The organism is Acuticoccus kandeliae (assembly GCF_003073115.1).
Genome location: NZ_QBBV01000002.1, coordinates 478,890 through 503,463, shown reverse-complemented (window position 1 = coordinate 503,463; position 24,574 = coordinate 478,890). Strand labels below are relative to the sequence as shown.

At 68.5% G+C, this 24,574-nt stretch carries 23 protein-coding genes; 13 read left to right on the top strand and 10 right to left on the bottom strand.

The features are described from left to right. Positions 1-60 precede the first annotated feature (60 nt). Both DBV35_RS15050 and DBV35_RS15045 read left to right on the top strand, forming a co-directional pair. Positions 61-1,446, top strand: a complete 1,386-nt coding sequence (locus tag DBV35_RS15050; protein ID WP_157961772.1) for an efflux RND transporter periplasmic adaptor subunit — start codon at positions 61-63, stop codon at positions 1,444-1,446. Then, the gene (locus tag DBV35_RS15045; RefSeq protein WP_108661135.1) at positions 1,443-4,595 is read left to right on the top strand and encodes an efflux RND transporter permease subunit; all 3,153 of its coding nucleotides are present in this window, start codon (positions 1,443-1,445) and stop codon (positions 4,593-4,595) included. The genes DBV35_RS15050 and DBV35_RS15045 overlap by 4 nt, the downstream gene beginning before the upstream one ends. 255 nt (positions 4,596-4,850) lie before the next feature. On the opposite strand, the gene DBV35_RS15040 is transcribed toward DBV35_RS15045, so the two are convergent. From DBV35_RS15040 to DBV35_RS15015, 6 genes are all read right to left on the bottom strand, one after another. After that, positions 4,851-5,360 (bottom strand): TspO/MBR family protein, encoded by a 510-nt coding sequence (locus DBV35_RS15040; RefSeq protein WP_108661134.1) that lies wholly within the window; start codon positions 5,358-5,360, stop codon positions 4,851-4,853. A 146-nt stretch (positions 5,361-5,506) separates the two neighbouring features. Then, complete coding sequence (locus DBV35_RS15035) at positions 5,507-6,028, bottom strand: CinA family protein (protein WP_108661133.1); 522 nt, start codon at positions 6,026-6,028, stop codon at positions 5,507-5,509. Between the two features lie 36 nt (positions 6,029-6,064). Further along, positions 6,065-7,213 (bottom strand): bifunctional 2-C-methyl-D-erythritol 4-phosphate cytidylyltransferase/2-C-methyl-D-erythritol 2,4-cyclodiphosphate synthase, encoded by a 1,149-nt coding sequence (locus DBV35_RS15030; RefSeq protein WP_108661132.1) that lies wholly within the window; start codon positions 7,211-7,213, stop codon positions 6,065-6,067. Between the two features lie 67 nt (positions 7,214-7,280). Continuing rightward, complete coding sequence (locus DBV35_RS15025) at positions 7,281-7,817, bottom strand: GNAT family N-acetyltransferase (protein ID WP_108661131.1); 537 nt, start codon at positions 7,815-7,817, stop codon at positions 7,281-7,283. Positions 7,818-7,823: 6 nt separating this feature from the next. Continuing rightward, positions 7,824-8,402, bottom strand: coding sequence for a helix-turn-helix domain-containing protein (locus tag DBV35_RS15020; RefSeq protein ID WP_108661130.1), 579 nt, complete (start codon positions 8,400-8,402; stop codon positions 7,824-7,826). Between the two features lie 32 nt (positions 8,403-8,434). Then, a complete protein-coding gene (locus tag DBV35_RS15015; RefSeq protein WP_205648693.1) occupies positions 8,435-9,193 on the bottom strand; it encodes a TetR/AcrR family transcriptional regulator in 759 nt (252 codons plus the stop codon). 206 nt (positions 9,194-9,399) lie between these two features. Here DBV35_RS15015 and DBV35_RS15010 point away from each other — a divergent pair, with 206 nt between their 5' ends. The 9 genes from DBV35_RS15010 to DBV35_RS14970 all read left to right on the top strand — a co-directional run bounded on the left by DBV35_RS15010 (position 9,400) and on the right by DBV35_RS14970 (position 18,634). Continuing rightward, positions 9,400-10,518, top strand: a complete 1,119-nt coding sequence (locus DBV35_RS15010; RefSeq protein ID WP_157961771.1) for a C45 family autoproteolytic acyltransferase/hydrolase — start codon at positions 9,400-9,402, stop codon at positions 10,516-10,518. Between the two features lie 25 nt (positions 10,519-10,543). Continuing rightward, a complete protein-coding gene (locus tag DBV35_RS15005) occupies positions 10,544-11,704 on the top strand; it encodes a Gfo/Idh/MocA family protein (protein WP_108661127.1) in 1,161 nt (386 codons plus the stop codon). A gap of 263 nt (positions 11,705-11,967) precedes the next feature. Further along, entirely contained in the window at positions 11,968-12,786 is an 819-nt protein-coding gene (locus DBV35_RS15000) for an ABC transporter permease (protein ID WP_108661126.1), read from the top strand. A gap of 29 nt (positions 12,787-12,815) precedes the next feature. Further along, entirely contained in the window at positions 12,816-13,853 is a 1,038-nt protein-coding gene (locus DBV35_RS14995) for an ABC transporter substrate-binding protein (protein ID WP_157961769.1), read from the top strand. A 2-nt stretch (positions 13,854-13,855) separates the two neighbouring features. Beyond that, positions 13,856-14,695 (top strand): ABC transporter ATP-binding protein, encoded by an 840-nt coding sequence (locus tag DBV35_RS14990; protein ID WP_205648692.1) that lies wholly within the window; start codon positions 13,856-13,858, stop codon positions 14,693-14,695. After that, complete coding sequence (locus tag DBV35_RS14985; RefSeq protein WP_108661124.1) at positions 14,692-15,354, top strand: cysteine hydrolase family protein; 663 nt, start codon at positions 14,692-14,694, stop codon at positions 15,352-15,354. Before DBV35_RS14990 ends, DBV35_RS14985 begins: the two co-directional genes overlap by 4 nt. Before the next feature lie 13 nt (positions 15,355-15,367). Next, a complete protein-coding gene (locus DBV35_RS14980; protein WP_108661123.1) occupies positions 15,368-16,555 on the top strand; it encodes an alpha/beta hydrolase family protein in 1,188 nt (395 codons plus the stop codon). A gap of 2 nt (positions 16,556-16,557) precedes the next feature. Next, positions 16,558-17,784 (top strand): amidohydrolase family protein, encoded by a 1,227-nt coding sequence (locus DBV35_RS14975; protein WP_108661122.1) that lies wholly within the window; start codon positions 16,558-16,560, stop codon positions 17,782-17,784. 13 nt (positions 17,785-17,797) lie between these two features. Further along, a complete protein-coding gene (locus DBV35_RS14970; RefSeq protein ID WP_108661121.1) occupies positions 17,798-18,634 on the top strand; it encodes a polysaccharide deacetylase family protein in 837 nt (278 codons plus the stop codon). Positions 18,635-18,637: 3 nt separating this feature from the next. On the opposite strand, the gene DBV35_RS14965 is transcribed toward DBV35_RS14970, so the two are convergent. Further along, positions 18,638-19,702, bottom strand: coding sequence for an amidohydrolase family protein (locus DBV35_RS14965; RefSeq protein WP_108661120.1), 1,065 nt, complete (start codon positions 19,700-19,702; stop codon positions 18,638-18,640). 119 nt (positions 19,703-19,821) lie between these two features. Between DBV35_RS14965 and DBV35_RS30255 the strand changes: the two genes are divergently transcribed. Together DBV35_RS30255 and DBV35_RS14960 are read left to right on the top strand one after the other, a co-directional pair. Beyond that, entirely contained in the window at positions 19,822-19,986 is a 165-nt protein-coding gene (locus tag DBV35_RS30255) for a hypothetical protein (protein ID WP_157961768.1), read from the top strand. Continuing rightward, positions 19,983-21,632: an alpha/beta hydrolase gene (locus DBV35_RS14960; protein ID WP_108661119.1), complete on the top strand. Its 1,650-nt coding sequence runs from the start codon at positions 19,983-19,985 to the stop codon at positions 21,630-21,632. Before DBV35_RS30255 ends, DBV35_RS14960 begins: the two co-directional genes overlap by 4 nt. On the opposite strand, the gene DBV35_RS14955 is transcribed toward DBV35_RS14960, so the two are convergent. The 3 genes from DBV35_RS14955 to DBV35_RS14945 all read right to left on the bottom strand — a co-directional run bounded on the left by DBV35_RS14955 (position 21,633) and on the right by DBV35_RS14945 (position 24,537). Further along, on the bottom strand, positions 21,633-22,376 hold the full coding sequence (locus DBV35_RS14955) for a glucosamine-6-phosphate deaminase (RefSeq protein ID WP_108661118.1): 744 nt from the start codon (positions 22,374-22,376) through the stop codon (positions 21,633-21,635). After that, on the bottom strand, positions 22,373-23,578 hold the full coding sequence (locus DBV35_RS14950) for an ROK family transcriptional regulator (RefSeq protein WP_108661117.1): 1,206 nt from the start codon (positions 23,576-23,578) through the stop codon (positions 22,373-22,375). The genes DBV35_RS14955 and DBV35_RS14950 overlap by 4 nt, the downstream gene beginning before the upstream one ends. 110 nt (positions 23,579-23,688) lie before the next feature. Beyond that, positions 23,689-24,537: a creatininase family protein gene (locus DBV35_RS14945; protein ID WP_108661116.1), complete on the bottom strand. Its 849-nt coding sequence runs from the start codon at positions 24,535-24,537 to the stop codon at positions 23,689-23,691. Between the last annotated feature and the right edge of the window lie 37 nt (positions 24,538-24,574).

The window sequence follows — 24,574 nt, the reverse complement described above, 5'->3', positions numbered from 1 at the left end:
TTGCAGCCCGCCGCAAAGCCGCCTTCAATAGACCCATTTCCCGCCCTGACGGAGTGTTCGATGAGCCAAGTTCTGCCGACGCCGGCGAAGATGGGCAGCCTCGCAAGATGCGTCGCCCCACCAACCGCAGCGCTGGCTGTGCTTCTCTTTTGTCAGGTCGCGCAGGCCCAGGACACCACGGCCCCGGCCGTGATCGTCGCCCCCGTGCGCGCCGAGAACGTGTCGCGGAGCCAGCAATTCGTCGGCCGGATCCAGGCGATCCAGAGCGTCAATCTCGTCGCCCGCGTCGAGGGATTCCTTGAGCAATTTCATTTCGACGAAGGCGCGATGGTCAAGAAGGACGACCTTCTGATCGAGATCGAGAAGGCGCCCTACCAGGCCGCGCTCGCCTCCGCGCAGGGCCAGCTCGCCGCCGCGAACGGTCAGGTCGCCGGCACTCAAGCACAATTGAAGAATGCCGAAGTCGTGCTCGACCGGCAGAAGACCCTCGTCGCGCGCGGCACGGTGAGCCAGGCGACCGCGGACGACGCGCAGGCCTCCCGCGATGTCGCCGCCGCGAACGTGCAGCAGGCCCAGGCCGCGGTGGAGGAGGCGAACGCCTCGGTCCAGACCGCGCAGCTCAACCTCTCCTATACGGACGTCATGGCGCCGATCACGGGCCAGGTCGGCGCGGTCAACATCACCGTCGGCAACCTCGTGAACACCCAGTCGGGCACGATCGCGACGATCAACCAGCTCGACCCGATCCGCGTCGCCTTCTCCATCCCCGAAGCGCTCTATGTCACGCTCGCAGGTGGTGGCAACGCGGGGAGCGACGCCCGCGCCAAGGACCTCTTCAAGCCGATCCTCGTCCTGCCGGACGGCAAGAACTACGATCAGGACGGCGCGATCAGCTTCGCCAGCAACCAGATCGACGCCTCGACCGGCACCCTCGTGGTCTATGCCGACTTCCCGAACCCGAACTCCGTGCTTCTGCCGGGCTCGTTCGTGAACGTGAACGTCGCCGAGGCCGAGGCGAAGAACCTCCCGGTCGTCCCCGCCTCCGCCGTCCTCCAGGACAAGCAGGGCCGCTACGTGTTCGTGGTCGACAACCAGGACCTCGCCCAGCAGCGCCGGATCGAGACGGGCGACCAGACCCCGGACGGATTCCCCGTCGAGAGCGGCCTCACCGCCGGTGAGACGATCATCGTCCAGGGCCTCCAGAAGGTGCGCGCGGGCCAGAAGGTCACGCCGACGACGCAGGCGACCCCCGCCGCCGCGTCCGGCTCCAGCACCCCGGCTCCGGCCCCCGCGAGCGCCCCGGCGGCGCCGGCAGCGCCGGCCGCGCCGGCCACCTCCGGCAGCGCCCCCGCGGCCCCGGCACCGGCGGCGCCCGCGGCCCCCGCCGCGCCCAGCACGGCGCCGGCGGCGAGCGGCAGCAACGCCAGCTCCGGTGCTAGCCAATGATCTCGAAGGTCTTCGTCGACAGGCCGCGACTCGCCATCGTCATCTCGCTCGTCATGACGGTGGCGGGCATCCTGGCGCTCTACTCGCTCCCGGTCGCCCAATATCCGGAGATCACCCCGCCGGTCGTCCAGGTGACGGCGTCCTATCCGGGCGCAGATTCCGAGACGATCGCGCTCACCGTCGGCGGCCCGATCGAAGAGCAGGTCAACGGCGTCGAGAACATGATCTACATGTCCTCCACGTCCTCCTCGGCCGGCACCTACACGCTGAGCGTCACGTTCGATCTCGGCACCGACCCGGACATCGCGCAGGTCAACACGCAGAACCGCGTGTCCCAGGCGCTCGCCCAGCTCCCCGCCACGGTGCAGGCCCTCGGCGTTACGACCCAGGCCCAGTCCACCAACATGCTGGGCGTGGTGAACGTCTATTCGCCCGACGACACGTTCGACCCGATCTACATCTCGAACTACGCGACCATCAACGTCCGCGACCCGCTTTCGCGCGTGGAAGGCGTCGGTGACGCGACCCTCCTCGGCGCGCTCGACTATTCGATGCGCGTCTGGCTCGACCCGATCCGCCTTGCCTCGCTGGGCCTCTCGACCAGCGACGTCTACAACGCCATCCAGGCCCAGAATATCCAGGCCTCGCTCGGCACCATCGGTGGCCCGCCGATCGGCGACGACCAGCAGGTCCAGTACACGATCACCGGCCAGGGTCAGCTCGACAATCCGGGCGATTTCGAGAACATCATCGTGCGCACCGGCGCCGACGGCGCGATCGTGCGCATCAAGGACATCGGCCGCGTCGAGCTCGGCGCGCAGAGCTACAGCTCCAACTCGAAGCTGAACGGCCAGCCGGCCGCGAGTGTCGCGATCTACCAGGCCCCCGGCGCGAACGCGCTCGCGGTGATGGACGACGTGCGCACCCAGCTCGAATCCCTCTCCCAGCGCTTCCCGAAGGGCCTCGAATACGAGGTGGTCTACGACTCGACGCTCTTCGTCTCCGCCTCGATCGAAGAGATCAAGATGACGCTCGGCATCACGGCCATCATCGTGATGATCGTGACCTACGTCTTCCTCGGCAATCTGCGCGCGACGATCATCCCGGCGGCCACCATTCCGGTCTCGCTCATCGGCGTGTTCGTCATCCTGCTCGCCTTCGGATTCTCGGCGAACACCATCAGCCTCTTCGCCGTGGTGCTCGCCATCGGCCTCGTCGTCGACGACGCGATCGTCGTGGTGGAGAACGTCACACGCTTGATGGAAGAGGGGCTCGACCGGCGCGAGGCGACGCTCGAAGCCATGCGACAGGTGCAGGGGCCGATCATCTCGACGACCCTCGTCCTCTTCGCCCTCTTCGGCCCGGTCGCCTTCTTCCCCGGCATCACCGGCGAACTCTTCCGCCAGTTCGCGGTCACGATCGCCGCCTCGGTGTTCCTCTCCTCGATCAACGCGCTGACCCTGTCGCCGGCGCTCTGCTCGCTGGTGCTCTCGTCGAACACCAAGAAGATCCTGCCGCTCGCGATCTTCGATAAGGGCCTCGACAAGACACGCAACGGCTACGTCTCGGTCGTCGGCATGGTCGCGCGCCGCTCCATCATCGCGGCGGTCGCCATCGTCATCGCGGGCGCGGCCTCGGGCGTTCTCCTCGGCAAGATGCCGACGGACTTCATCCCGAACGAAGACCAGGGCGTCCTCTTCGTCGACGTGTCGCTGCCCTCGGCGGCGGCGCTCCCGCGCACGCAGGCGGTGATCGACCAGGTGGACGAGATCGCGCGCGGGGTTCCGGGCGTTGCGAACGTCATCACCGTGTCGGGCTACAGCCTCCTCACCGGCGCGCCGGCGTCGAGCTCCGCGCTCGCCGTCATCGTGCTGAAGCCGTGGGACGAACGCACCACGGAGGAGACGGCCCTGAAGACGATCTACGCGACGCTGTCGCAGAAATTCGCGGCGATGCCCGAGGCGACGATCTTCGCCTTCCCGCCGCCCGCGATTCCGGGCCTCGGCTCGGCCGGCGGCTTCGACTATCGCCTCCAGGCCCTCGGCGGCCAGTCGCCGGAGGATCTCGACCAGACGCTGAAGGCGCTCCTCGTCGAGGCGAACTCGGACGCGCGGGTCGGCCGCGCCTACTCCACCTATTCGGCCGACGTCCCGCAGATCTATCTCAACATCGACCGGGCGAAGGCGGAGAGCCTCAACGTCCCGGTCTCCAGCCTCTATGAGACGCTCCAGGCCGAACTCGGCTCCCAATATGTGAACGATTTCACCTATGTGGGCCGCGTCTTCCAGGTGAACATCCAGGCCGACGCCCAGTTCCGAAAGAGCCTCGCCGATATCGGTCGCATCTATGTCCGCTCGACCACGGGCGCCATGGTGCCGGTGTCGACGCTCGCGCGGACGAATTTCGTCCTCGGGCCGGATCTCTCCTACCGCTACAACCAGTTCATGTCCGCGGGCGTGAATGGCGGCGCGGCGGAGGGCTTCTCGAACGGCCAGGCGATGCAGGCGATGATCGACGCCTCGGCGAAGGTGCTGCCGGAAGGGTACAGCTACACCTGGTCGGGCATGTCCTACCAGGAGCAGGGCCAGGGCAACGCCCTCGCGATGCTCCTCGCCCTCTCGGTCCTCTTCGGCTACCTCTTCCTGGTCGGCCTCTATGAGAGCTGGATGAACCCGCTCGCCGTGCTCGGCTCGGTCACGATCGCCGGCCTCGGCGCCATCGCGACCTGCTCCTATTTCGGCATCACCAACAACGTCTATGTGCAGATCGGCCTGGTGCTCCTCGTCGGCCTCGCGGCGAAGAACGCGATCCTGATCGTGGAGTTCGCCAAGGAGGCCCGCGACGCGGGGCACACGCGCTACGAGGCGGCGAAGCAGGCCGCCCATATGCGCTTCCGCGCTGTTCTGATGACCGCCTTCGCCTTCATCCTCGGCGTGGTGCCGCTGGTGATCGCGACGGGCGCGGGTGCGCACTCGCGCGTGGTGCTCGGCATGACGGTGCTCGGCGGCATGGTGGCGGCGACGATCGTCGGCATCGTCTTCATCCCGGGCCTCTACGTCTTCTTCCAGTGGCTCGGCGACACGGTGAGCCGGAACAAGCGGATCCCCGAATATACGGGCGCGAGCCCGACCCCGGCGCCTGCGGAGTAGGGGCTGAAACGCAAGAAGGGCCGGCAGATCTGCCGGCCCTTCTTCATTTCGGGGGGACAGTGCGGGACGGACGCGCCGTCAATGGCGCAGGCGGCCGGGCGCGACCGGCCGGCGTCCGTCGGACGCGCGTGTGTGCCGGTCCGGCGTCCTAGCTCGAGGCCTTCTCCATGCGCAGCGAGCGGATCTCTTCCATCGCGAAAGCGACAACGCCGCCGAGGATGATCAGAAGCTCGATCACCACGATCATGTCTGTGTTCATTCTAACCCTCGCACACGTTCTTGTTGCGTGATCCCGGACCTGGCGCGGTTGCGCCGCCAGACCACGAAGATCACGGCCGTCACGTAGACGCTCCACGCTAGATAGGGCGCGAGGAGCCCGGCGGCTGTAGGGGACACCGAGAAAAAGGCGAAAATGGTCCCGCCAAGTGCCACCGTCGCGGCAATCAGCATCCCGAATGCGAGTCCCAAGAGCCGCAAACCGAACATGACCGGCCACCAGGCCGCCATCATGAGCAGATGCGTGCCATAGAGCACAAGGGGCCAGAAGCGCTGCTGAGGCTCCGAGCTCGTCACGAAGACGTAACCGGACGAGGCGATCAGGATGAAGATCACGCCGCAAGCCGGGCCGAGCGACCAGTCGGGCGGCGTCCAGACGGGCTTGTCGATCGTCTGGAACCAGCGGCCCGGCGGATAGGCGGCCGTGCTCATCACCACGGCGAGATTCGCGGCGATGACCATAAGCAGCACGGGCCAACTCTCGATCATCCTCACGCTCCGGCCAGGGGCGGCACGCGCAACCCTTGCGACGTCAATCCCTTACCATCAAGCACCGCGAAGCGCTCGCCAATTGGCCCCGTCCCATGCGGCGCGGGGGCCGATCCGCCCGTGTTCGCGCCGCGCGGGGCGTCCGGTCAGGCGTGGACCGGCTCGGTGAGGAGGTCGAGGAGGAGTTCCAGCGCGACGAGGACGCTCGCCCGGCGCACCGAATCGCGCCCGAGCTCGCCGAATCGCGCCTCGCGGTGGCGCGTGCCGTCCTTGGAGGCGGTCGCGAAATGGACGAGGCCCACCGGCTTCTCGGCGCTGCCGCCGCCGGGACCGGCGACGCCCGTGATCGAGACCGCGACCCGCTCCGCGTTCGCTGGGCTGCGGGCGAGGGAGGCCGTCCGGGCCGCCTCGGCGAGGGCGCGGGCCGTCCGCTCGCTCACCGAGCCGTCCGAGGCGAGGATCGCCTCCGGCACGCCGAGCTGCACCTTCGCGGCGTTGGAATAGGTGACGAAGCCGCCATCGACGGCGTCGGACGAGCCGGGGATCGCCGTCAGCGCGCCGCAGACGAGCCCGCCGGTGCACGATTCGGCGGTGACGATCATGACGCCGCGACGGCGGGCCGCCTCCAGCACCTCAGTGGCCTTCGCTCTCACGTCTTCGTCGAACATCGTCGCATTCCCGTCTGAGGTCAGATGGATGGAGAGCTAGACCCTGACGAGGACCGTGGCCACTGCCTGGGCCGCAATTCCCTCGCCACGCCCCGCAAAGCCGAGCCGTTCGGTCGTCGTCGCCTTCACCGAGACGCGCTCCAGCGGGAGGCCGACGATCTCGGCGATCCGCGCCCGCATCGCCTCGCGTACGGGCCCGATCTTCGGCCGCTCGCAGATGATGGTGAGGTCGAGATGGGCGATCTCGCCGACGGCCTTCACCCTCTCGGCGGCAAAGCGCAGGAACTGGTCCGACGCCGCGCCCTTCCATTGCGGGTCGGAGGGCGGGAAATGATGGCCGATATCGCCATCCGCAATCGCCCCGAAGAGCGCGTCGGTGATCGCGTGGAGGGCGACGTCGGCGTCCGAATGGCCGGCGAGGTGGAAGGGGTAGTCGATCGCGATGCCGCCGAGGATCATCGGCCCGCCGGGCGCGATGCGGTGGACGTCGAACCCCTGGCCGATCGCCGGGCGGGCGGGAAGGGCGGCGCGGGCGATCGCGAGATCGTCCTCCGTGGTGATCTTGAAGTTCGCGCGCTCGCCCTCGACGATGCGCACCGGATGGCCCGCCGCCTCCATCACGCCGGCATCGTCGGTCGCCATCTCGCTCATCCTGTCGTGCGCCGCCTTGAAGGGGGCGAAGTGGAAGCCCTGCGGGGTCTGTGCCGCGGCGAGCCCCTCGCGCGACACCGTCTCGATGATCGTTCCGCCCGCGACGCGCTTCAGCGTGTCGGCGACGGTGAGCGCCGGGATCACCGCGGGCGCGTCCTGCAACGCCGCGACCACGCGGTCGACGAGGCCCGCCGACACGAAGGGGCGCGCCCCGTCATGGATCAGCACCGCGCCGGGCGCGTCGGCCGCGAGATGGTCGAGCGCGGCGCGGACCGAGCCCTGCCGCGTATCGCCGCCCACGACGACGGCGAGGCGGTCGATCCGGTCGCCGATCGCGGCGGCGAGTGCGGCGCGGTCGTCGGGCCCGATCACCACGACGACGCGGCGGACCGAGGGATGGGCGAGGAAGGCGTCGAGGGCGCGGGCGAGGACCGTCCGTCCCCCGAGCGGGAGATATTGTTTCGGGATCGCGCCTCCGAGGCGCGTGCCGCGGCCCGCGGCGAGGACGACGGCGTCGATCGAACTGGTGCTCATGCCCGTGCTCGTAGCCGAGCTTGGGGCGGAGGGGAATTGCTCTCGGCGCGGGCGCCGCCGTTCGGGCTCAGAGCGCCTTGTACATGATCGTCGTGGCGTCCAGCCGGTCGCTGCCGAAGGGGTCGCGCGCATAGCCCGGAATGGTGCCGACGGTGGTGTAGCCGAGGCCGGCATAGAGCGGCTCCGCAGCGTCCCCGGTGCGGGTGTCGAGCGTGATGAGGGTGCGCCGCTCGGCGAGCGCGCGCGCCTCCAGCGCCTCCATGAGACGCCGCGCGATGCCCTGCCGGCGGCAGGCCGGATCGACGATGAGCTTCGCGACATCCGCGCGGTGCGGCTGGTTCGGCGGCGTGTCGATCACAAGCTGCACGGAGCCGACGATCGCGTCCCCCTGGCGGGCGACGAGCATGATGATGCCGCCCTCTTCAAGGCGGGGAAGGACCTTCTTTTCCCAGAAGCGCGCCGCGTCCGCCTCGCCATAGGGGAGTACGAAATTGATGCTCGCCCCCGCCGCCACGACCGAGACCAGGAGGCGGGAGAGGTCGGCAAGATGCGCCGTGAGGTCGGCGGCGGAGAAGTCGGCGATCGTCAAAGGTGCGTCATGCATCCGGGTTCACACCATCACGAGAAAATAGTGGGCGCCGGAGTCGTCCGGCGTCTCGAAGCGGCTCGGGCCGAAGAGCTGGTAGCGCAGGCAGTCGCCCGGCATCAGACTGTGCGCGCTGCCGCCGACCGTGACCGTGAGGCGTCCGTCCTTGAGGATGAGGTGATGCTCGAGGCCGGGGCGGGGCGTCTCGTCATAGTCGATGACCGTGCCGGGTCCGAGGTCGACCTCGATCACCTCGGCCGCGAGCGCCTGGCTCGGTGGCGAGACCGAGCGGCGCGTGAACGCGCCGTCCGGATCCTGCCACACCGGCTGCGCCTCGCGCGGCAGGTGCGCGGCGAAGGCCTCCTCCACCATGCGCATCAGGCGCGACATGGTGAGACCGTAGGCGTGGCAGAGCTTGTTGAGGACGCTCGCGGTGGGGCTGACCTCGCCATTCTCCAGCCGCGAGAGGGTCGCGCGGCTGACGCCGGAGCGGGCGGCCAAGACATCGAGCGAGAGGCCGTGCTCGGACCGCAGCGCCCGGAGGCGGGCGGCGAGGCGGGACTCAAGCGACTGCGTGTCGGTGATTTCGGGCGTTTCGACCATATTCGAGAATTATTCTCGAATATGGTCGACCGTCAATCCTTCGCCGCGGGCGGCGCGCCGCGCATCCCGGCGGCGACGAACGGGATCAGCTCGGTCAGCACCACTTCGGGGTCTGTCGGGTCGGCGGCGCCCGAGCTCAGCTCCGTCACGCGGCCGATATTGGCCATCGCGTGCAGCATCAGGCCGAGCAGGAAGTCGAAGCGGAAATAGATCTCCCGCTCGGAGAGGTCCGGCAGGCACTCCTTGAAGGCCGCCAGATATTGATGCGTCGATTCGTTGAACACCTCGGCCTGCGCGGCGCGAAGCTGGGCCTTGTGGCTCACCGAGAGGGCGAGGCGGATCGCGGCGTATGTTGAGCGCACGCGCTGGCCGCCGCGCTCATCATAGACGGCGGGGCGCAGGAACGCGCCGATCAGCTCTTCCAGCACGATCGGCCCGCGCGCCCGGAGCTCGGCGAGCCGGGCCATGCGCGAGTCCGCGATCGGCTTCGCCCGCTCGTAGAAGACGCTGAGGATGAGCGCCTCCTTCGAGCCGAAATGGTAGTGGATCGCCGCCGAATTGACGCCGGCCTTCTTGATGATGTCGCGCAGGCCAACCCCCTCGAAGCCCTTCTCGGCGAAGAGCTCCTCGGCGGCGTGGAGGATGCGCTCGCGCGTCTCCTGGCCGCTGAGGCGGCGCCGGTCGCTCACCTCGGGATCGGCGCTCACCGGGACCGGGCGTGGGGAGGGCGCGGGGCTGCGCTTCGGGTCGGGGGCAGGCTCGCGCTTCGTGGCCTTCCGCGTCGATCTCAACCGAACATCCCTCCTCGCCGGCGGCACCATTCCTGGCGCAATCCTGCATCACCACCGGTGATGGCAGGAAGCCTATCATGCCGCACAGAATTCAGTCATTCGACTTATTTATTTCCTTGACCAACCCCCGTCCGATCGAAGAGCCTTCCCATGTCGGAGGGTTTGCCACCGACGCTGTCGCATGTCCGGTCCGGGGTAATTCGCGCATGGGTGTCATCCGATCGCTCACGGTGGGAGAGGATCCCTATCAGCGCGGTCTGGCCCATGGAGAGGCCTTCAAGGCGGACGTCGCCTCCAACCTCGAAACCTACATCGCCCGGTTCGAGGCGTCGGGCCTGACCCGCAGCGCGGCGATGGACGTCGCCGATTCCTGGGCCGACGCCATCGCCCGCCAGAACGGCGAATATGCCGAGGAGATGCGCGGCATCGCCGACGGGTCGGGCCACAGCCTTCCCGCGATCGCGCTCCTCAACGCCCGCTACGAGGTCGCCTTCTCCCTCTTCGGCAAGGACGCCCGCGCCAAGGAGAAGGCCTTCGAGGAGGCGGACGGCTGCACGACGTTCGGCGTCCTCGGTCACGTCTCGGCCGACGGTCACACCTGGCTCGGCCAGAACTGGGACTGGCTCGCAGGCATCCTCGGCCACAATCTCGTCCTGCGCGTGAAGCGTAAGGAGCGGCCGAGCTTCGTCTGCCTCACCGAGGCCGGCATCGTCGGCGGCAAGATGGGCGTCAACTCGGTCGGGATCGGCCTCGTCGAGAACGGCCTCGCCTCCAGCCATGACGGGAAGTACGGCTACGCCAAGCCCTTCCACGTGCGCTGCCGCGAGATTCTCGACGCGGACCGCTTCGACGATGCGCTGCGGCCCGTCCTCGAAAGCCCGCGCTGCTCGTCGGGCAATTTCGTCGTGGGCTCGGCCGACGGGGGCGGGGAGATCATCGATTTCGAGACGAGCCCGGAGGCGGTGACGCCGATCCATCCGGTCGACGGGGTCGTCAGCCACTCGAACCATTTCGTGACGCCTGGCCACGGCCGCTCCGAGATGGAGCGCATCGCGCCGAGCACGCTCTTCCGCGCCTCGCGCATCCGCCGCCAGATCGAGACGCGGCGCGACCGGCTCGACATGGCGGCCTTCACCGAGGCGATGTGCGATCACTTCAACGCCCCGAACGCGATCTGCCGCCATCCCGACGAGCGCCTTCCCGCCGCCAAGCGGACGATGACGACCGCCGCCGTCCTCATCGATCTCGACGCGCGCATCCTCCACGTCGCGAACGGCCCGCCCTGCTCGAACCCCTTCGTCGCCTTCCCGCTAGACGCGGACTGATCGGCCTGGAGATCAAAGAGACCCGATGGCAAGCACCAGCGAAATCCGCATCGTGATGGAGGGCGTCACCGGGCGCCTCGGAACGAACCAGCACCTGATCCGCTCCCTCCTCGCGATCGCCAAGGATGGCGGGGTGGCGCTCGCCGACGGGTCGCGCCTCATGCCGGTGCCGATCCTCCTCGGCCGCTCGCGCGGCAAGCTCGCCGCGCTCGCCTCCGCCCATGGCGGCCTCACCTGGAGCACCGATCGCGCCGCCTGCCTCTCCGACCCGAAGAACGCCATCTATTTCGACGTGTCGGCGACCGGCGGCCGCTTCGACCGGGCGAGCGAGGCGATCCGGGCCGGCAAGCACGTCTATCTCGAGAAGCCGATCGCCTCCTCATTTGAGCAGGCGATGGCGCTCGCGAAGGCGGCCGAGGCCGCGCGCGTGAAGAATGGCGTCGTGCAGGACAAGCTGTTCCTCCCCGGCCTCCTGAAGCTCAAGAAGCTGAAGGATGCGGGCTTCTTCGGCCGCGTCCTCTCGGCCAAGCTCGATTTCGGCTGGTGGATCTTCGACGGTGAGATGCACCCGGCCCAGCGCTCGAGCTGGAACTACAAGAAGGCCGAGGGCGGCGGCCTCTTCCTCGATATGTACCCGCACTGGCGCTACATCGTGGACAAGCTGATCGGCGAGATGCGCGCCGTCACGGCCATGTCCCGCACCCAGGCCCCCGTCCGCCGCGACGAGAAGGGCGTGCCCTACGATGTCGACGTGGAAGACCACGCCGTCGCGATCGTCGAGCTCGACAATGGCGCGGTCGTCACCATCACCTCGTCCTGGGCGACGCGTGTCGCGCAGGAGGATATGCTCACCATCCAGATCGACGGGACCGACGGATCGGCGGTCGCCGGTCTTCATGATTGCGTGATCCAGCCCGCCGTCGCGACGCCGAAGCCGGTCTGGAATGTCGAGGATGCGACGATCCACGCCGCAGGCGTGCGCGACGCGTGGCACAAAATGCCCGAGAATGAGCCATTCGTGCATTCCTACCGGGCGGGGTGGGAGCGTTTCCTGCGCCATGTCGCGGAGGACGCGCCTTTTCCCTCGCCCTTGATCGACGGCGCGCGAGGCCTTCAACTCGTGGAAGCGTGCCACACCAGCCAACGCGAACGGCGCTGGGTGGACCTGCCGGCGATCGCAATCTAGCGGCCCGGAACGGGGAGGCGAAGCGGCATGGAATTTGCACGGAATAGAGCGATCGAGAAATTCATTCGATCGACTGACTACTATACGGCCCCGCGCCGCACCTCGTCCCACACGGCCCCGTCGACGGCCGCGCATCCGCCCGTCGCACTCGCCGGTGGACCTCGGCGCGAACCGGACGACGCCGCCGGCGCGCCAGACGACGCGGCGCGCGCCGAGACGGCGCCGGAGCGGGCCACAATCGGGATGCGGAGTGGAGAGTGGCGTTGACGTTCGCTGAAGACGAAGCCGAGAACACGCCCGCGCCACGCGCGCGGAGCAAGCACTTGCAGGGGCTGATCCCGGTCGGCTTCGTCGTCGTCCTGATCTTCCTGTGGGAGCTTGCGGTCCTCGTCCTCGAGATCCCGCCCTTCCTGCTCCCGGCGCCGAGCCAGATCGCCAAGCTGATGGTGGATGAGTGGAGCCTCATCCAGATGCACACCCTCTACACGATCTGGTCGATCCTCTCCGGCTACGTGATGGCCGCGATCTTCGCGCTGACGGTCTCGGCGCTGATGATCCGGTTCGAGCTCCTGGAGCGCATCATCATGCCGATCTTCGTCGCGCTGCAGAGCGTGCCGAAGATCGCGATCGCGCCGCTGATCCTCGTCTGGGTCGGGGCGGGGGCGGGCTCCAAGGTGCTCGTCGTGATGTCGATCGCCTTCTTCCCGATCGTCATCAACACGATGGCCGGCTTCAAGGAGGTCGATCGCGGCCTGACCGACGTCTTCCGCTCGGTCGACGCCAACCAGCGCCAGCTCTTCCTGCGCCTGAGGCTCCCCTACGCCATGCCCTACATCTTCGCGGGCCTTCGCATCGCGACGACGCTCTCCGTGCTCGGCGCGATCGTCGCCGAATGGCTCGCCGCCTCAAACGGGCTCGGCTACCTCGTCCTGTCCGGCAGCTTCAACTTCAACACGGCCCGGTCCTTCGCCGCGATCATCATGCTCGCGCTGATCGGGACGTCCTTCTTCGCCCTGATGTCATGGGTCGAATCGAAACTCTCGTGGCGCCGCGCGAGTGGCGACACGACCACCCAAGCCTGAGCCCCGAGGGGACGCGAATGGAGAGAAAGATGGAAGGACCACGGATCACACGCCGCGCCGGACTTCTGGCTGGTGCGTTCGCGATGTTCGCCCTCGCGGGCGCTGCGCCGGCGAGCGCGCTCGATCACGTCATCATGCGCATCAACTTCACGCCCTGGGGCATGCACTCGCCCTGGTTCGGCGGCAAGGCGCAGGGCTTCTTCGAGGAGGAGGGGATCGATCTCGAGATCCGTCCGCCGTCCGCCGGCCAGCAGAACGAGGTCTTCATCGGCACCGGGCGTGAGCAGTTCGGCCTCGCCAACGCCGACTCCTTCATCAAGGCGCGCGCGAGCGGGCTCCCCGTCGTCGCGGTGATGGCCGACCAGCCCGACACGCCCTTCTCGGTGATCACGCTGAAGGAAAGCGGGATCGACACGCCCGAGGCGCTGAAGGGCAAGAAGATCTCCTGGTTCCAGACCAACGTGAAGGGTCTCCTCGACCCCGTCCTCTCCGCCGCCGACCTCACCCGTGACGACATCGAGTTCGTCGCAGTCGCGCGCGGCGCCGAGGTGCAGATGCTCGCCGCCAAGCAGGTCGACGCCCTCTTCGGCTACTCGTTCGGCCAGGCCCTGACGCTCGACATGCGCGGCTTCCCGACGAGCGTGATGCCGGTGAAGGACTACGGCGCCCAGTTCTACGGCACGGTCGTCTACACCAACGAGGACATGGTCAAGAACAACCCCGACCTCGTGACCCGCTTCCTGCGCGCCGCGCTGAAGAGCTACATGTGGACGATGGACCACAAGAAGGAAGCGATGGAAGAGATCGTGAAGGTCTCGCCGGATCGCGACCTCGATCTCGAGACGAAGAAGAGCGAGATCATCTTCGGCCTCTACAACTCGCCCGAATATGCCGACGGGTTCGGCACCATGAACGATGAGAAGTGGGCCTCCTCCATCGCCATCCTGAACGATTCCGGCGATCTCCCGCAGCAGCCCGACCCGAGCGAGATGTACACGAACGCGTTCATCGAGGCCCTTCCGGAGGCCAAGGAACTCGGCACGGCGCTCGGCGCGGCCACCAACTGACCATGAGCGTCATGAGCGAGACGGCGACCCTCACCGAACCCGCCCCCGTCAATGCGGGCCACGACGCGGCGATCGTCGTCGATGGCGTGAACGTCACCTACGGCATCGGCAGCGCCGAGCCCGTGCGGGCGCTCGCCGACATCGAGATGACGATCGAGGATGGGGCGTTCGTCTCGCTCGTCGGACCGTCGGGTTGCGGCAAGAGTACCCTCCTGAAGGTCGTGGGCGACCTGATGGCGCCCACCAAGGGGCGCCTCACCATCGGCGGGGAGCCGCCGGCGGTCCTGCGCAAGAAGGGCCGCATCGGCTTCGTCTTCCAGCAGGCCAACCTGATGCCGTGGCTGAAGGCGGCCGACAATGTCCGCCTCCAGCGCGACCTCGTGCGCGGCAAGGGACTGAAGGACGACCGGCCCGCCCCCGACGTCGCGGGCCTCCTCGACCTCGTCGGCCTCAAGGGGTTCGAGACGAAATACCCGCACCAGCTCTCCGGCGGCATGCAGCAGCGCGTCGCCCTGGCGCGCGCCCTCGCGCTCGATCCGGCCGTCCTCCTGATGGACGAGCCGTTCGCCGCGCTCGACGAGATCACGCGCGACCGCATGGCCTTCGAGCTGCTGCGCGTCTGGAGCCACTACCGCAAGACCGTCCTCTTCGTGACGCACTCGCTCGCCGAGGCCGTGCTCCTGTCGGACCGGGTCGTCCTGATGAGCGCCCGGCCGGGACGCATCCACAAGGTCTTCGACATCGACCTGCCGCGCCCGCGCGATCACGAGACGCGCCTGTCGGACCGCTTCGGCGAACTCGTCTCGGAGATCAACCGCGAACTCTACCGGGTGATGGAATGACCGCGTTCGACCCCGACTGGCTGCCCCGCGCGGCCCTTCTCATCGTCGACATGAACCGCTCCCATCTGGACCACGAGATGGGCCATCTCCTCGTCGCCAAGCCCGACGCGGACCGGATCATCGAGGCGGCGGCGCGGCTGCGTTCGGCCTGGCGCGCGGCGGGTCTTCCGGTCATCTTCGTGCGGACCCACCACCGCTACGACCCGACCACCGGCACCGTCGTCGACAACAAGAACCCGTTCTGGCAGGCCCAGCACAAGCGGCCGATCCCCGGCCTCAACCGCGAGCGCAAGACGCTGGCGATCGAGGGGGCGACCGTCACCGAGGTGGTGCCGCAGCTCGCCCCGCAGCCCGGCGAGCACACCGTCTTCAAGCACCGCTACAGCCCGTTCGACAACACCGATCTCGGCCTGCTCCTGCGCAATCTCGGCACCGAGACGCTGGTGATCTGCGGGGTCAACACGAACAATTGCGTGCTGTGCTCGTGCTTCGAGGCGTTCAACCGGGACCTGCGCGTCGTCGTCACCCCCGACGTGTGCGCCAGCATGAACGGACCGGACTATCACGAGGCGGCGCTCAAGCTCATCGAGGCCGCGCTCGGCGTTCTCGTGCCGTCCGACGAGATCATCGCCGCCCTGCCGCGCGCGGCGGCAGCCTAATCAGGAGATTTTGATGGCGACCGGCGCGACACCGCTCCGCAGGGGCGGACAGCAATGGGTCATGGACCAGCTCTTCCGCATCGCGGGCCATGACCTCCTCTTCCCCGGTGCGCTCGGCTTCCGCCTGGAACGGGGCTACCGCTACGCCGAAGTCGAGCGGACGATGGAGCGGGTGAAGAGCTTCCGCAACAACCCGCGCGAATGGGCCCGCACCGCCGCCCAGCTCGACGGCATGGCGAAGGACGCGGAGGCCAAGGGCCACTCCGTCACCGCGCGCGACTTCTTCTACCGCGCCTCGATCTATTATGGCCGCGCCCAGTGGGCGATCTCGCGCGACACGCCCGAGAAGCGCGACCTCTACGACAAGTGCGTCACCGCCTTCGAAGGCCTCATCCGCCACGCCGGCGGCCTTATCGAGCGTGTCGTCCTCGATGTGGAGGGGGAGGCGGTCTACGGTGTCCTCCACCTGCCGCCCGAGGCGCTGACGGGCACGAAGGTGCCCGCGATGACCTTCTTCCCCGGCATGGACATGTTCAAGGAGGAGTTCCCGAACGCCGAATCGAACCCGTTCGCGCGGCGCGGCATCGCGATGCTGACCCTCGACGGTCCCGGCCAGGGCGAGACGCGCGTCAAGGGCTGCACCGTCACCGACGAGAAGTACATCAAAGCCGGCCGCGCCGCGCTCGACTATCTGGAGGCCCGCCCCGAGATCGACGGCGACCGCCTCGCCGTCTCCGGCGCGAGCTTTGGCTCCTACTGGGCCCCGATGGTCGCCGCGCACGATCCGCGCGTGAAGGCGTGCGCCGGGATCATGGGCATCCTCTATTCGATGCAGGCGATCTTCGAGCTCGCCCCGCCGAGCTTCAAGTCGACCTTCATGTACATGGCCGGCATGAGTGACGAGGATGCCTTCGACAAGATGGCCGCCACCATGGGGCTCGAAGGCGTCGGCGCGAAGATCACGTGCCCGACGCTGATCACCCAGGGCGAGAACGACTTCCTCTGCCCCCTCGACGGCGCTTATCGGTTCTTCGACGAGATCGCCGGGCCGAAGGAGATGTGGATCTTCGAGAACGAGTTCCATCCGCTCGGCGGCGTGATGGCCCACCTCATCCCCTGGCTCGCCGACTGGGTGCTCGACGCCTTCGACGGCAAGTTCTCCGCCGACTACGCCAAAACCACAGTGCACGAGCCCCTTTGACCATGCTCGATCTCGTCATCCGCAACGCCCGCCTGCCGGACGCCACCGACCGCCTCGTCGATATCGGCATCGAGGACGGGCGCATCGCCGCCATCGAGCCGTCGATCGCCGCCGACGCGCCCTCCCACGACGCGGAAGGGTGCCTGTGCTGCGGCGGCTTCATCGAGACGCACATCCACCTCGACAAGTCGCGCATCATCGACCGCTGCGCGCCCGAGACCGAGCGCCAGGCGATGGCGGTGAAGCGCGTCTCCGACGTGAAGCCCACCTTCACCGTCGAGGACGTCTACACACGCGCCAAGGCGACCCTCGAAGAGGCGATCAAGAACGGCACCACGCGGATGCGCACCCATGTCGAGGTGGATCCGCGCGTCGGCATCCGCGGCTTCGAGGGGGTGCAGGCGCTCGTCGACGAATATGCCTGGGCGATCGATCTGGAACTATGCGTCTTCCCGCAGGAGGGCCTCACCAACAATCCGGGCACCGACGAATTGATGGTGGAAGGGCTCGATCGCGGCGCCAAGGTCGTCGGCGCGGCGCCCGGCTACGACACCGATCATCCGGGCCAGATCCGCCGCGTGTTCGAGCTTGCGCGCGAGTATGATGTCGATGTCGACATGCACCTCGATTTCGGCAATTCGCCCGACGATCTCGACACCAACCTCGTGTGCGACCTCACCGAGGAATATGGCTATGGCGGCCGCGTCGCCCTCGGCCACGCGACGAAGCTCTCCACGCTGCCGCCGGAAGATCAGATCCGCATCGCGAAGCGCCTCGCGGATTCCGGCGTCGCCGTCACCATCCTGCCCGCGACGGACCTTTTCCTGATGGGCCGGGACCAGCACCACAACGTGCGCCGGGGCCTCGTGGACGCGAACCTCTTCGTCGAGCACGGCTGCAACTGCTCGATCTCCAGCAACAACATCCTGAACCCGTTCACCCCGTTCGGCGACTGCTCGCTCCTGCGCATGGCGAACCTTCACGCCAACGTCCTCCAGATCAGCCACGCCGACCGTCTCGCCGCCTGCTTCGACATGTTGACGACCCGCTCGGCCGCGCTCATGAACCTTCGCGACTATGGGATCGCGGTCGGCAACCCGGCCGATATCGTGGTGATCGACGCCGAAACCACCGCGCGCGCCGTCCAGGTGATCGCGCAGCCGCTCGCCGTCTTCAAAGCGGGCAGGCGCACGGTGACGCGGACGCGGCCCGAGCTGCACCGTCCCTGAGCCGGAGGACAACATGGCCCGCCACATCGCCTGCCTCACCTTCGATTTCGACGTCTGGTCCGGCTTCGCCTCGCGCGGAATGATGACGCCGACGCCGGTCTCGCGCGGCGAGTTCGGCCTCGTCGGCGCGAAGCGGCTCGTCGCGCTCCTCGCCAAGTACGGGATCCGCGCCACCTGGTACGTGCCCGGCGTGATCATCGATTCGCACGAGCAGGCGGTCGCGGAGGTCGTCGCGGCGGGGCACGAGATCGCCCACCACGGCTATTCCCACTCCGTCCCGTCCTCCATGCCGCCCGAGCAGGAGGAGGCGGAGATGGTGCGCGCCATCGACGCGATCCGGCGCGTCAGCGGCATGGCCCCGCGCGGCTACCGCTCGCCCGCCTGGGACCTCAGCCCCGTCACGCTGGACCTCCTCCTGAAGCACGGCTTCACCTACGAGAGCAGCCTGATGGGGCACGACCATCACCCCTATTATGCGCGCAACGGGGACATCGTCTCGGTCGACCAGCCGCTCGTGCGCGGGGAGACGACGCGCCTCATCGAGATGCCGATCAGCTGGTCGCTCGACGACCATCCCCATTTCGAGTTCTTCCGCGTCGGCGGCGCGGTGATGCCCGGCCTCGCCAACGCCAACGGCGTGCTGGAGAACTGGGTCGACGACTTCCGCTACATGACGACGACCGAGGAGTGGGGCGTCCTTACCTACACCTGCCACCCTTATGTGAGCGGGCGCGGCCACCGCATGATGATGCTGGAGCGCCTCATCAATTCGCTGTCGGAGATGGGCGCCGTCTTCATGGCGATGGAGGACGCGGCGGCCGAGTTCGCCGGACGCACCCCCGCGCCCTGACCCTCAGCGCGCGATCCCGAGGAGGCGCGCGGCGTTGCCGCCGAGGATGAGATCCACGGCTTCGTCCCCGAGCCCGGTGTGCTTGGCGACGAAGCCGGCGGGGTCCGGTTCGGCCATGTCGAACGGATAGTCGCTCCCCATCACGATCTTGTCCGCCCCGTACTTGCGGACGAGATAGTCGAGCTGGTCGGGATCGAAGACCACCGTGTCGAAACTCATGTCCTTCAGGTACGTGCTCGGCGCGTTGCGGCAGCCGCGGCAATCCTCCCGGTGATGGAAGGCGTGGTCCATCCGGCCGATATAGGTCGGCAGGTACCCGCCCCCGTGCGCGACGCAGATCTTCAGCCCCGGATGCCGGTCGAGCACGCCGCCGAAGATGAGGTGCGCGACCGCGATCGCCGATTCCAGCGGGTTGCCGATCAGGTTGTTGAGATAGTGCTCGCTGATCCGCTCCCCCTGCGTGAAGCCGAGCGGATGGATGAAGACGAGGATGCCGAGCTCCTCCGCCGCCGCGAAGACCGGCGCGAAGCGCGGCTCCGACAGTTCGGCCCCCGCGACGTTGCTGGAAATCTCGACGCCCTTGAGGCCGAGATCGCGCACGAGACGGCGCAGCTCCGCGACGGCAAGCTCCGGCGCCTGGAGGGGGAGGGTGCCGAGACCCACGAACCGGTCCGGCGTCTCACCCACCACTTCGGCGACGCGGTCATTGATGAGCCGGGCCGACTCGAGGCCGAGATCGGGCTCGGCCCAGTAGTGATATTGGAGCGGGGCCGGGGAGAGGACCTGCACGTCGATCCCGAGCGCGTCCATGTCCTTCAGGCGACGGGCGGGGGAGGTGAGCGGCTCGCGCAGGCACGGGATCTGCGCGTGGTTGATCGCCCGGCTCGCGGCGCTCGTGAAATGCTGCGCCGGCTCGCTCTCCGCCGTCTTGAACGGGGCCACGAGCTCGGACGCGGCGGGGACGCTGAGATGCGTGTGGATGTCGATGACACGCCCTTTCGCCCGGACGGTCGCGGCCGCACCGCCATGGTGCCCCGTTGTGGACGAAGGGGCAGGAGCCGTCGCCATCGATCTTCTCCGAAATGGTGGTGCGGGATCGGCGCGCGCGCCGTGCGGGAATGGTCCCGCCATCCTGCACGAGCGGCCGGGACGCGGCCACCCATCATGGGTGGTGGCGGGTTGGATCGATGCTGCCCATCGCCAATTCGTTCATGCTAGACCGGCTCTCGCTCGCTTGGAATCAATGGAGCGAGAACACACCGCTCGACATCGAGGAGCTGGATCGTCTTGTCCGCGCGACAGAACGCGGGATGATCCAGACCGGAGCGGACCGGCGCCGGGGGTTGATATGAGCGAGCTGGACGAGACGAAAGTGCGCTGGGAGGCGCGTTGGATCTCCGGCACGGGGCTCTTTCTCGGCTTCGTCCTCTTCGCCGCCTCGCTGACGCCCTCCCTCATCCCGCGCGCGGCGTGGATGCAGGGCGTCCTCGGGGGCACGCTCTTCTCGATCGGCTATCTGGTCGGCGTCGTCGCGATCGCGACTTGGGCCTGGTTCGGCCTGCCGCTCGTCAAGCGCCGCACGCAGCGCATCGCCGGCACGATCGCGGCGCTTCTGGGGTTCGCGCTCCTTGCCGCCGCCCTCACCAAGTCGACGGACTGGCAGAACGCGATCCGCATCCTGATGGGCCTTCCCCCGCTGGAGACGAGCCATCCCCTCACCGTCTCGCTCGTCGCGCTCGGGACCGCGGCGCTCCTCTTCCTCCTCGGGTGGATCTTCAAGCTGATCTTCCGCCTCGTCGCGCGCGCGCTGACGCGCATCATCCCCGAGCGCGTCGCGGTCACGGCGGCAATCGTGATCGCGATTCTGCTCTTCGCGAGCGCCATCGACGGCATCCTGATCTCGTCCACGATGCGCGCTGTCGACGCCTTCTACGCGCGGCTCGATTCCCTCATCGACCCGGACACCCCGGCGCCGACCGACCCGATGGTCTCCGGCAGCCCGCCCTCCCTCGTCGACTGGGGCGAGCTCGGCGCGGCCGGCCGCCAGTTCGTCTCCGGCGCGACCCCCGTCGCCGACCTCGAAGCTTTCTGGGGCGGGGCGGTGACGGAGCCGCGCCGGGTCTATGTCGGCCTCGGCGCGGACGACGACCCGGAGGTCCGCGCCGCGATCGCGCTCGACGAATTGATCCGCGTCGGCGGGTTCGACCGCAAGGTCCTCATCGTCGCCGTGCCGACGGGGACAGGCTTCATGGACCAGGGCGCGATCGCGCCGCTCGAATATCTCCATCGCGGCGACGTCGCGACGGTGGCAATGCAATATTCCTACCTGCAGAGCCCGTTCTCGCTCCTCTTCGAGCCCGGCTACGGCACCAACACGGCCCGCGCCCTCTTCCGCGCGATCTACGACCACTGGACCGAGCTGCCCCACGATGCGCGGCCGGAGCTCTACCTCTACGGCCTCAGCCTCGGCGCCTTCAGCTCCGAGCAGTCCGTCCGCTTCTACGAGCTTCTCGGCGATCCCTATAATGGCGCGCTGTGGGCCGGCCCGCCCTTTCCGAGCCCCGTCCACACCGCGATCACCGACGAGCGCAATGACGGGACGCCCGCGTGGCTGCCCCGGTTCGAGGAGGGGATGCTCGTCCGCTTCACCAACCAGACGAACGCGCTCGACCTGCCGGACGCGAAATGGGGGCCGATGCGGATCGTCTACCTCCAATATGCGAGCGACCCGATCGTCTTCTTCAGCCCCGACATGCTGTGGCGCGAGCCGGATTGGCTGAAAACGCCGCGCGGGCCGGATGTCGCCGAGGAGATCCGCTGGTATCCGATCGTCACCGCCCTCCAGGTGGCTGCCGACATGGCCGTCGCCACCACCGTCCCGATCGGGTACGGCCACGAATATTCGCCCGCGAACTATATCGACGCCTGGGTCGCGGTCACCGCGCCGCCGATCGGGCCGGACGAGATCGCCCGCGTGAAGGCGCACTTCGGGGAGTAATCAGGGCGTCGCCGCGATCTGGCGGAGCGCCGGGTCGAGCCGAGCGGCGGCGTCCGCGTCGCACACGACCGTGACGCGCGGGTGGCGCTGGAGGGCCGATGCGGGGTTGCCGGCGCGCACTGGGCCGCCGAACGCGTCGGCGAGCGCCTCGGCCTTCGCGGGGCCGGTCGCGAGGAGGACGATTTCGCGCGCGCCGAGGATCGTCGCGATCCCCATCGTCATCGCCTCCCTTGGCGCGCATCCGTCGAAGGCGTCGCGATTGTCCTCAAGGGTCGTCGGGGCGAGCGTCACGATGCGGGTGCGTGATGTGATGGCCGAGCCCGGCTCGTTGAAGCCGATATGCCCGTTCCGCCCGATCCCCAGGAGCTGGAGGTCGATGCCGCCCGCCATCGCGATCAGCCGCTCATAGCCCGCCCCGTCGATACCGATCGGGACATGGCTGCGGGCGGGGTCGATGTCGGTGCGGTCGATGAGGTGGCGGCGCATATAGGCGCGGAAGGAGGCCGGGTGGCCCTCGGGGAGGCCGCAATATTCGTCGAGATTGAAGGTCGTCACGCCCGCCAGCGAGAGGGACGCGCGCGCACATCCGGCGACGATCTTGTCATAGACCCCCACCATCGTGCGCCCGGTCGCAAGGCCGAGCACGATCCGGGGGTGTGCCGCGATCGCGGCGATGCAGTGCTCCGCGACCACCGCCTCCGCCGTGTCCGCAGTCGGGGCGACCAGGATCGCCGGTTGGTTCAACGCGCACTCTCGGCGACGGCCGAGGCGGCCCAGATATTGTGCCCGCGAAGGGCGAAGAGGTGATCGCGCAGCCGGTCGAGGCTGTGGGCGATCGTGCCATAGAGGGCGGCGCGCCCGCCGAGTGCGCTGATCGTGCACTGGGGCGGGTTCGCCATGCAGAGCGCGAGGTGATGGAGAACGCGCGCCCGCAGCTCCTCGCGCGCGCCGACGCTGCCGCCGAGGACGACCCGCTCCGGGTCCACCACCGCGCACACCGCGAGGATCGCGCTTGCGAGCGTGCGGCCGACGGCGTCGACCGTCGCGCGCGCCGCGTCCTCGCCGGCGCGCGCACGGTCCATGATCTCGCGCACGCTGACGTCCGCCTGGCCGGTGCGGCCCGCATAGTCGGCGCCGATGCCGGCGCTGCCGATCGAGGTCTCGAGCGCGCCGGCGTGGAAGGTGCGCGCGTCGAACGGGTCGGCGCCGATCGGCAGGGTCGCGATCTCGCCGGCGGCCCCGTGGGCCCCGCGCACGATCTCCCCGTCATTGATGATCCCCATCCCGATCCCGGTGCCGAGCGCAATGAAGACGAAGCTCGAGAGGTTTCGCCCGGCGCCGCGCCACTTCTCCCCCTTCGCCGCCATGTTCACGTCATTGTCGACGAGGGTCTCGAAGCCGAGATGGCGGGCGAGGCGGGCGTCGAAATCGGGCCCCGCGAGGCCGCTGATGTTCGGCACCATCGCGAGCGCGCGTGTCTTGGGATTGTAGGCGCCGGCCACCCCGACCGCGCCGACGGCGACGCGTTCGCGCGGGATCTCGGCTTCGGCGACGAGCCGGTCGCAGAGATTGGCGATCTGCGCCAGCACATGCTCGCCCCCGCGCGGGTCGGTTGCCTCCGTCGTCTCCGCGACGAGCGCGCCGTTCATGTCGGCGAGGGCGGCCTCGATCTTCGTCCCGCCGACATCGGCGCCGAAGACGAGGGCGCGGCGGGGCTGGACCTCGTAGAGCGTCGCGCTGCGGCCGACAGAACCCCTCGCGTGGCCCGTCACCTCCAGCCAGCCCCCTTCCTCCAGCGTGCGGAACACCTCCGACATCGTCTGCTTGGACAGTCCCGTCAGGCGCGCAAGCTCCGCGCGCGAGATCGGCCCTTGCTCCATCGCCGTCCGCATCACCGTGCGCAGTGTGATCTGCCGGGCCATCGGGGCGGAAGTGAAATCGAGCATCGCGGGGAGGATCCTGTTCAACCGTCTCGGGTCAGCATTCCCCGACGGCGCGCCCCGTCAACCCTCATGGGCCGACGGCGACGCTTCGCACATTCGTCCGGACCGATCCCTCAGCGCGGGACGTCCTTCCACAGAGCGTACTCCTTCCGGATCGCCTCGCACAGCCAGTCGTTGATCAGCCGATAGGACGTCTCGCCGACCTCCGCCGTGGCGTTGGCGGGGTCGCCCCAGATGCCGTCCTCGAAGTTCGCGAAGACGTGGGGCGGGTATTTGTAGCGGCCGATCGCGCCGCCGAGATAGGGCGCGCGGTCCTCCGGCGCGGGGTCGGTCGGCAGGCTGGGGTGATAGCTCGCCGCCTCACCGAGCCGCACGAGATGCGGCGCGGTGACGAGCATGCGCGCCGTCTCGCCTTCGCCTGCATGGCTCTGCGGGCGCGGCGAGCGCATCACGCCCTTGTACTTCTCGCGGATGCCGACGAGCCATTGGAGGGTGAGGACGCTCGCGTCCGTCGTCTCCGACACCGCCTTCGCGACGAGCTGGAGGACGGGGTCGCTCTCGGCGTGGCCGCATATGAGATAGACCACCCTGAAGCCGTGCGAGACGATCTCGCGCACCACCTCCTCGGTGAGGCGCCGCAGCGTCTCGGGCGACACGTTGATGGTGCCGGCGAAGACCTTCGGCGATTCGGTGAGGAGCGGGCTCGGCCCGAACGGGATCGACGGGCCGACGAGGACGGGCACGCCCGCCTTGTTGAGGTCGTAGGCCGCGCGCTTGGCGAATTCCAGGCACTGGTAGGTGTCGGTGCCGAGGGGGAGGTGGCCGCCATGCTGCTCGGTCGCGCCGGTCGAGATGATGACGTGCGCGCCGGCGGCCGCCGCGGCGGCGACATCCGGCGAGGTCAGCTCCTCATAGAGGGGGATGTCGCGGTGACTGTCGGTGAGGATGTAGGGGAAAGGCACGGGGCGCCTCGTTGGTGATGAGAAAGGGAGGCGACGC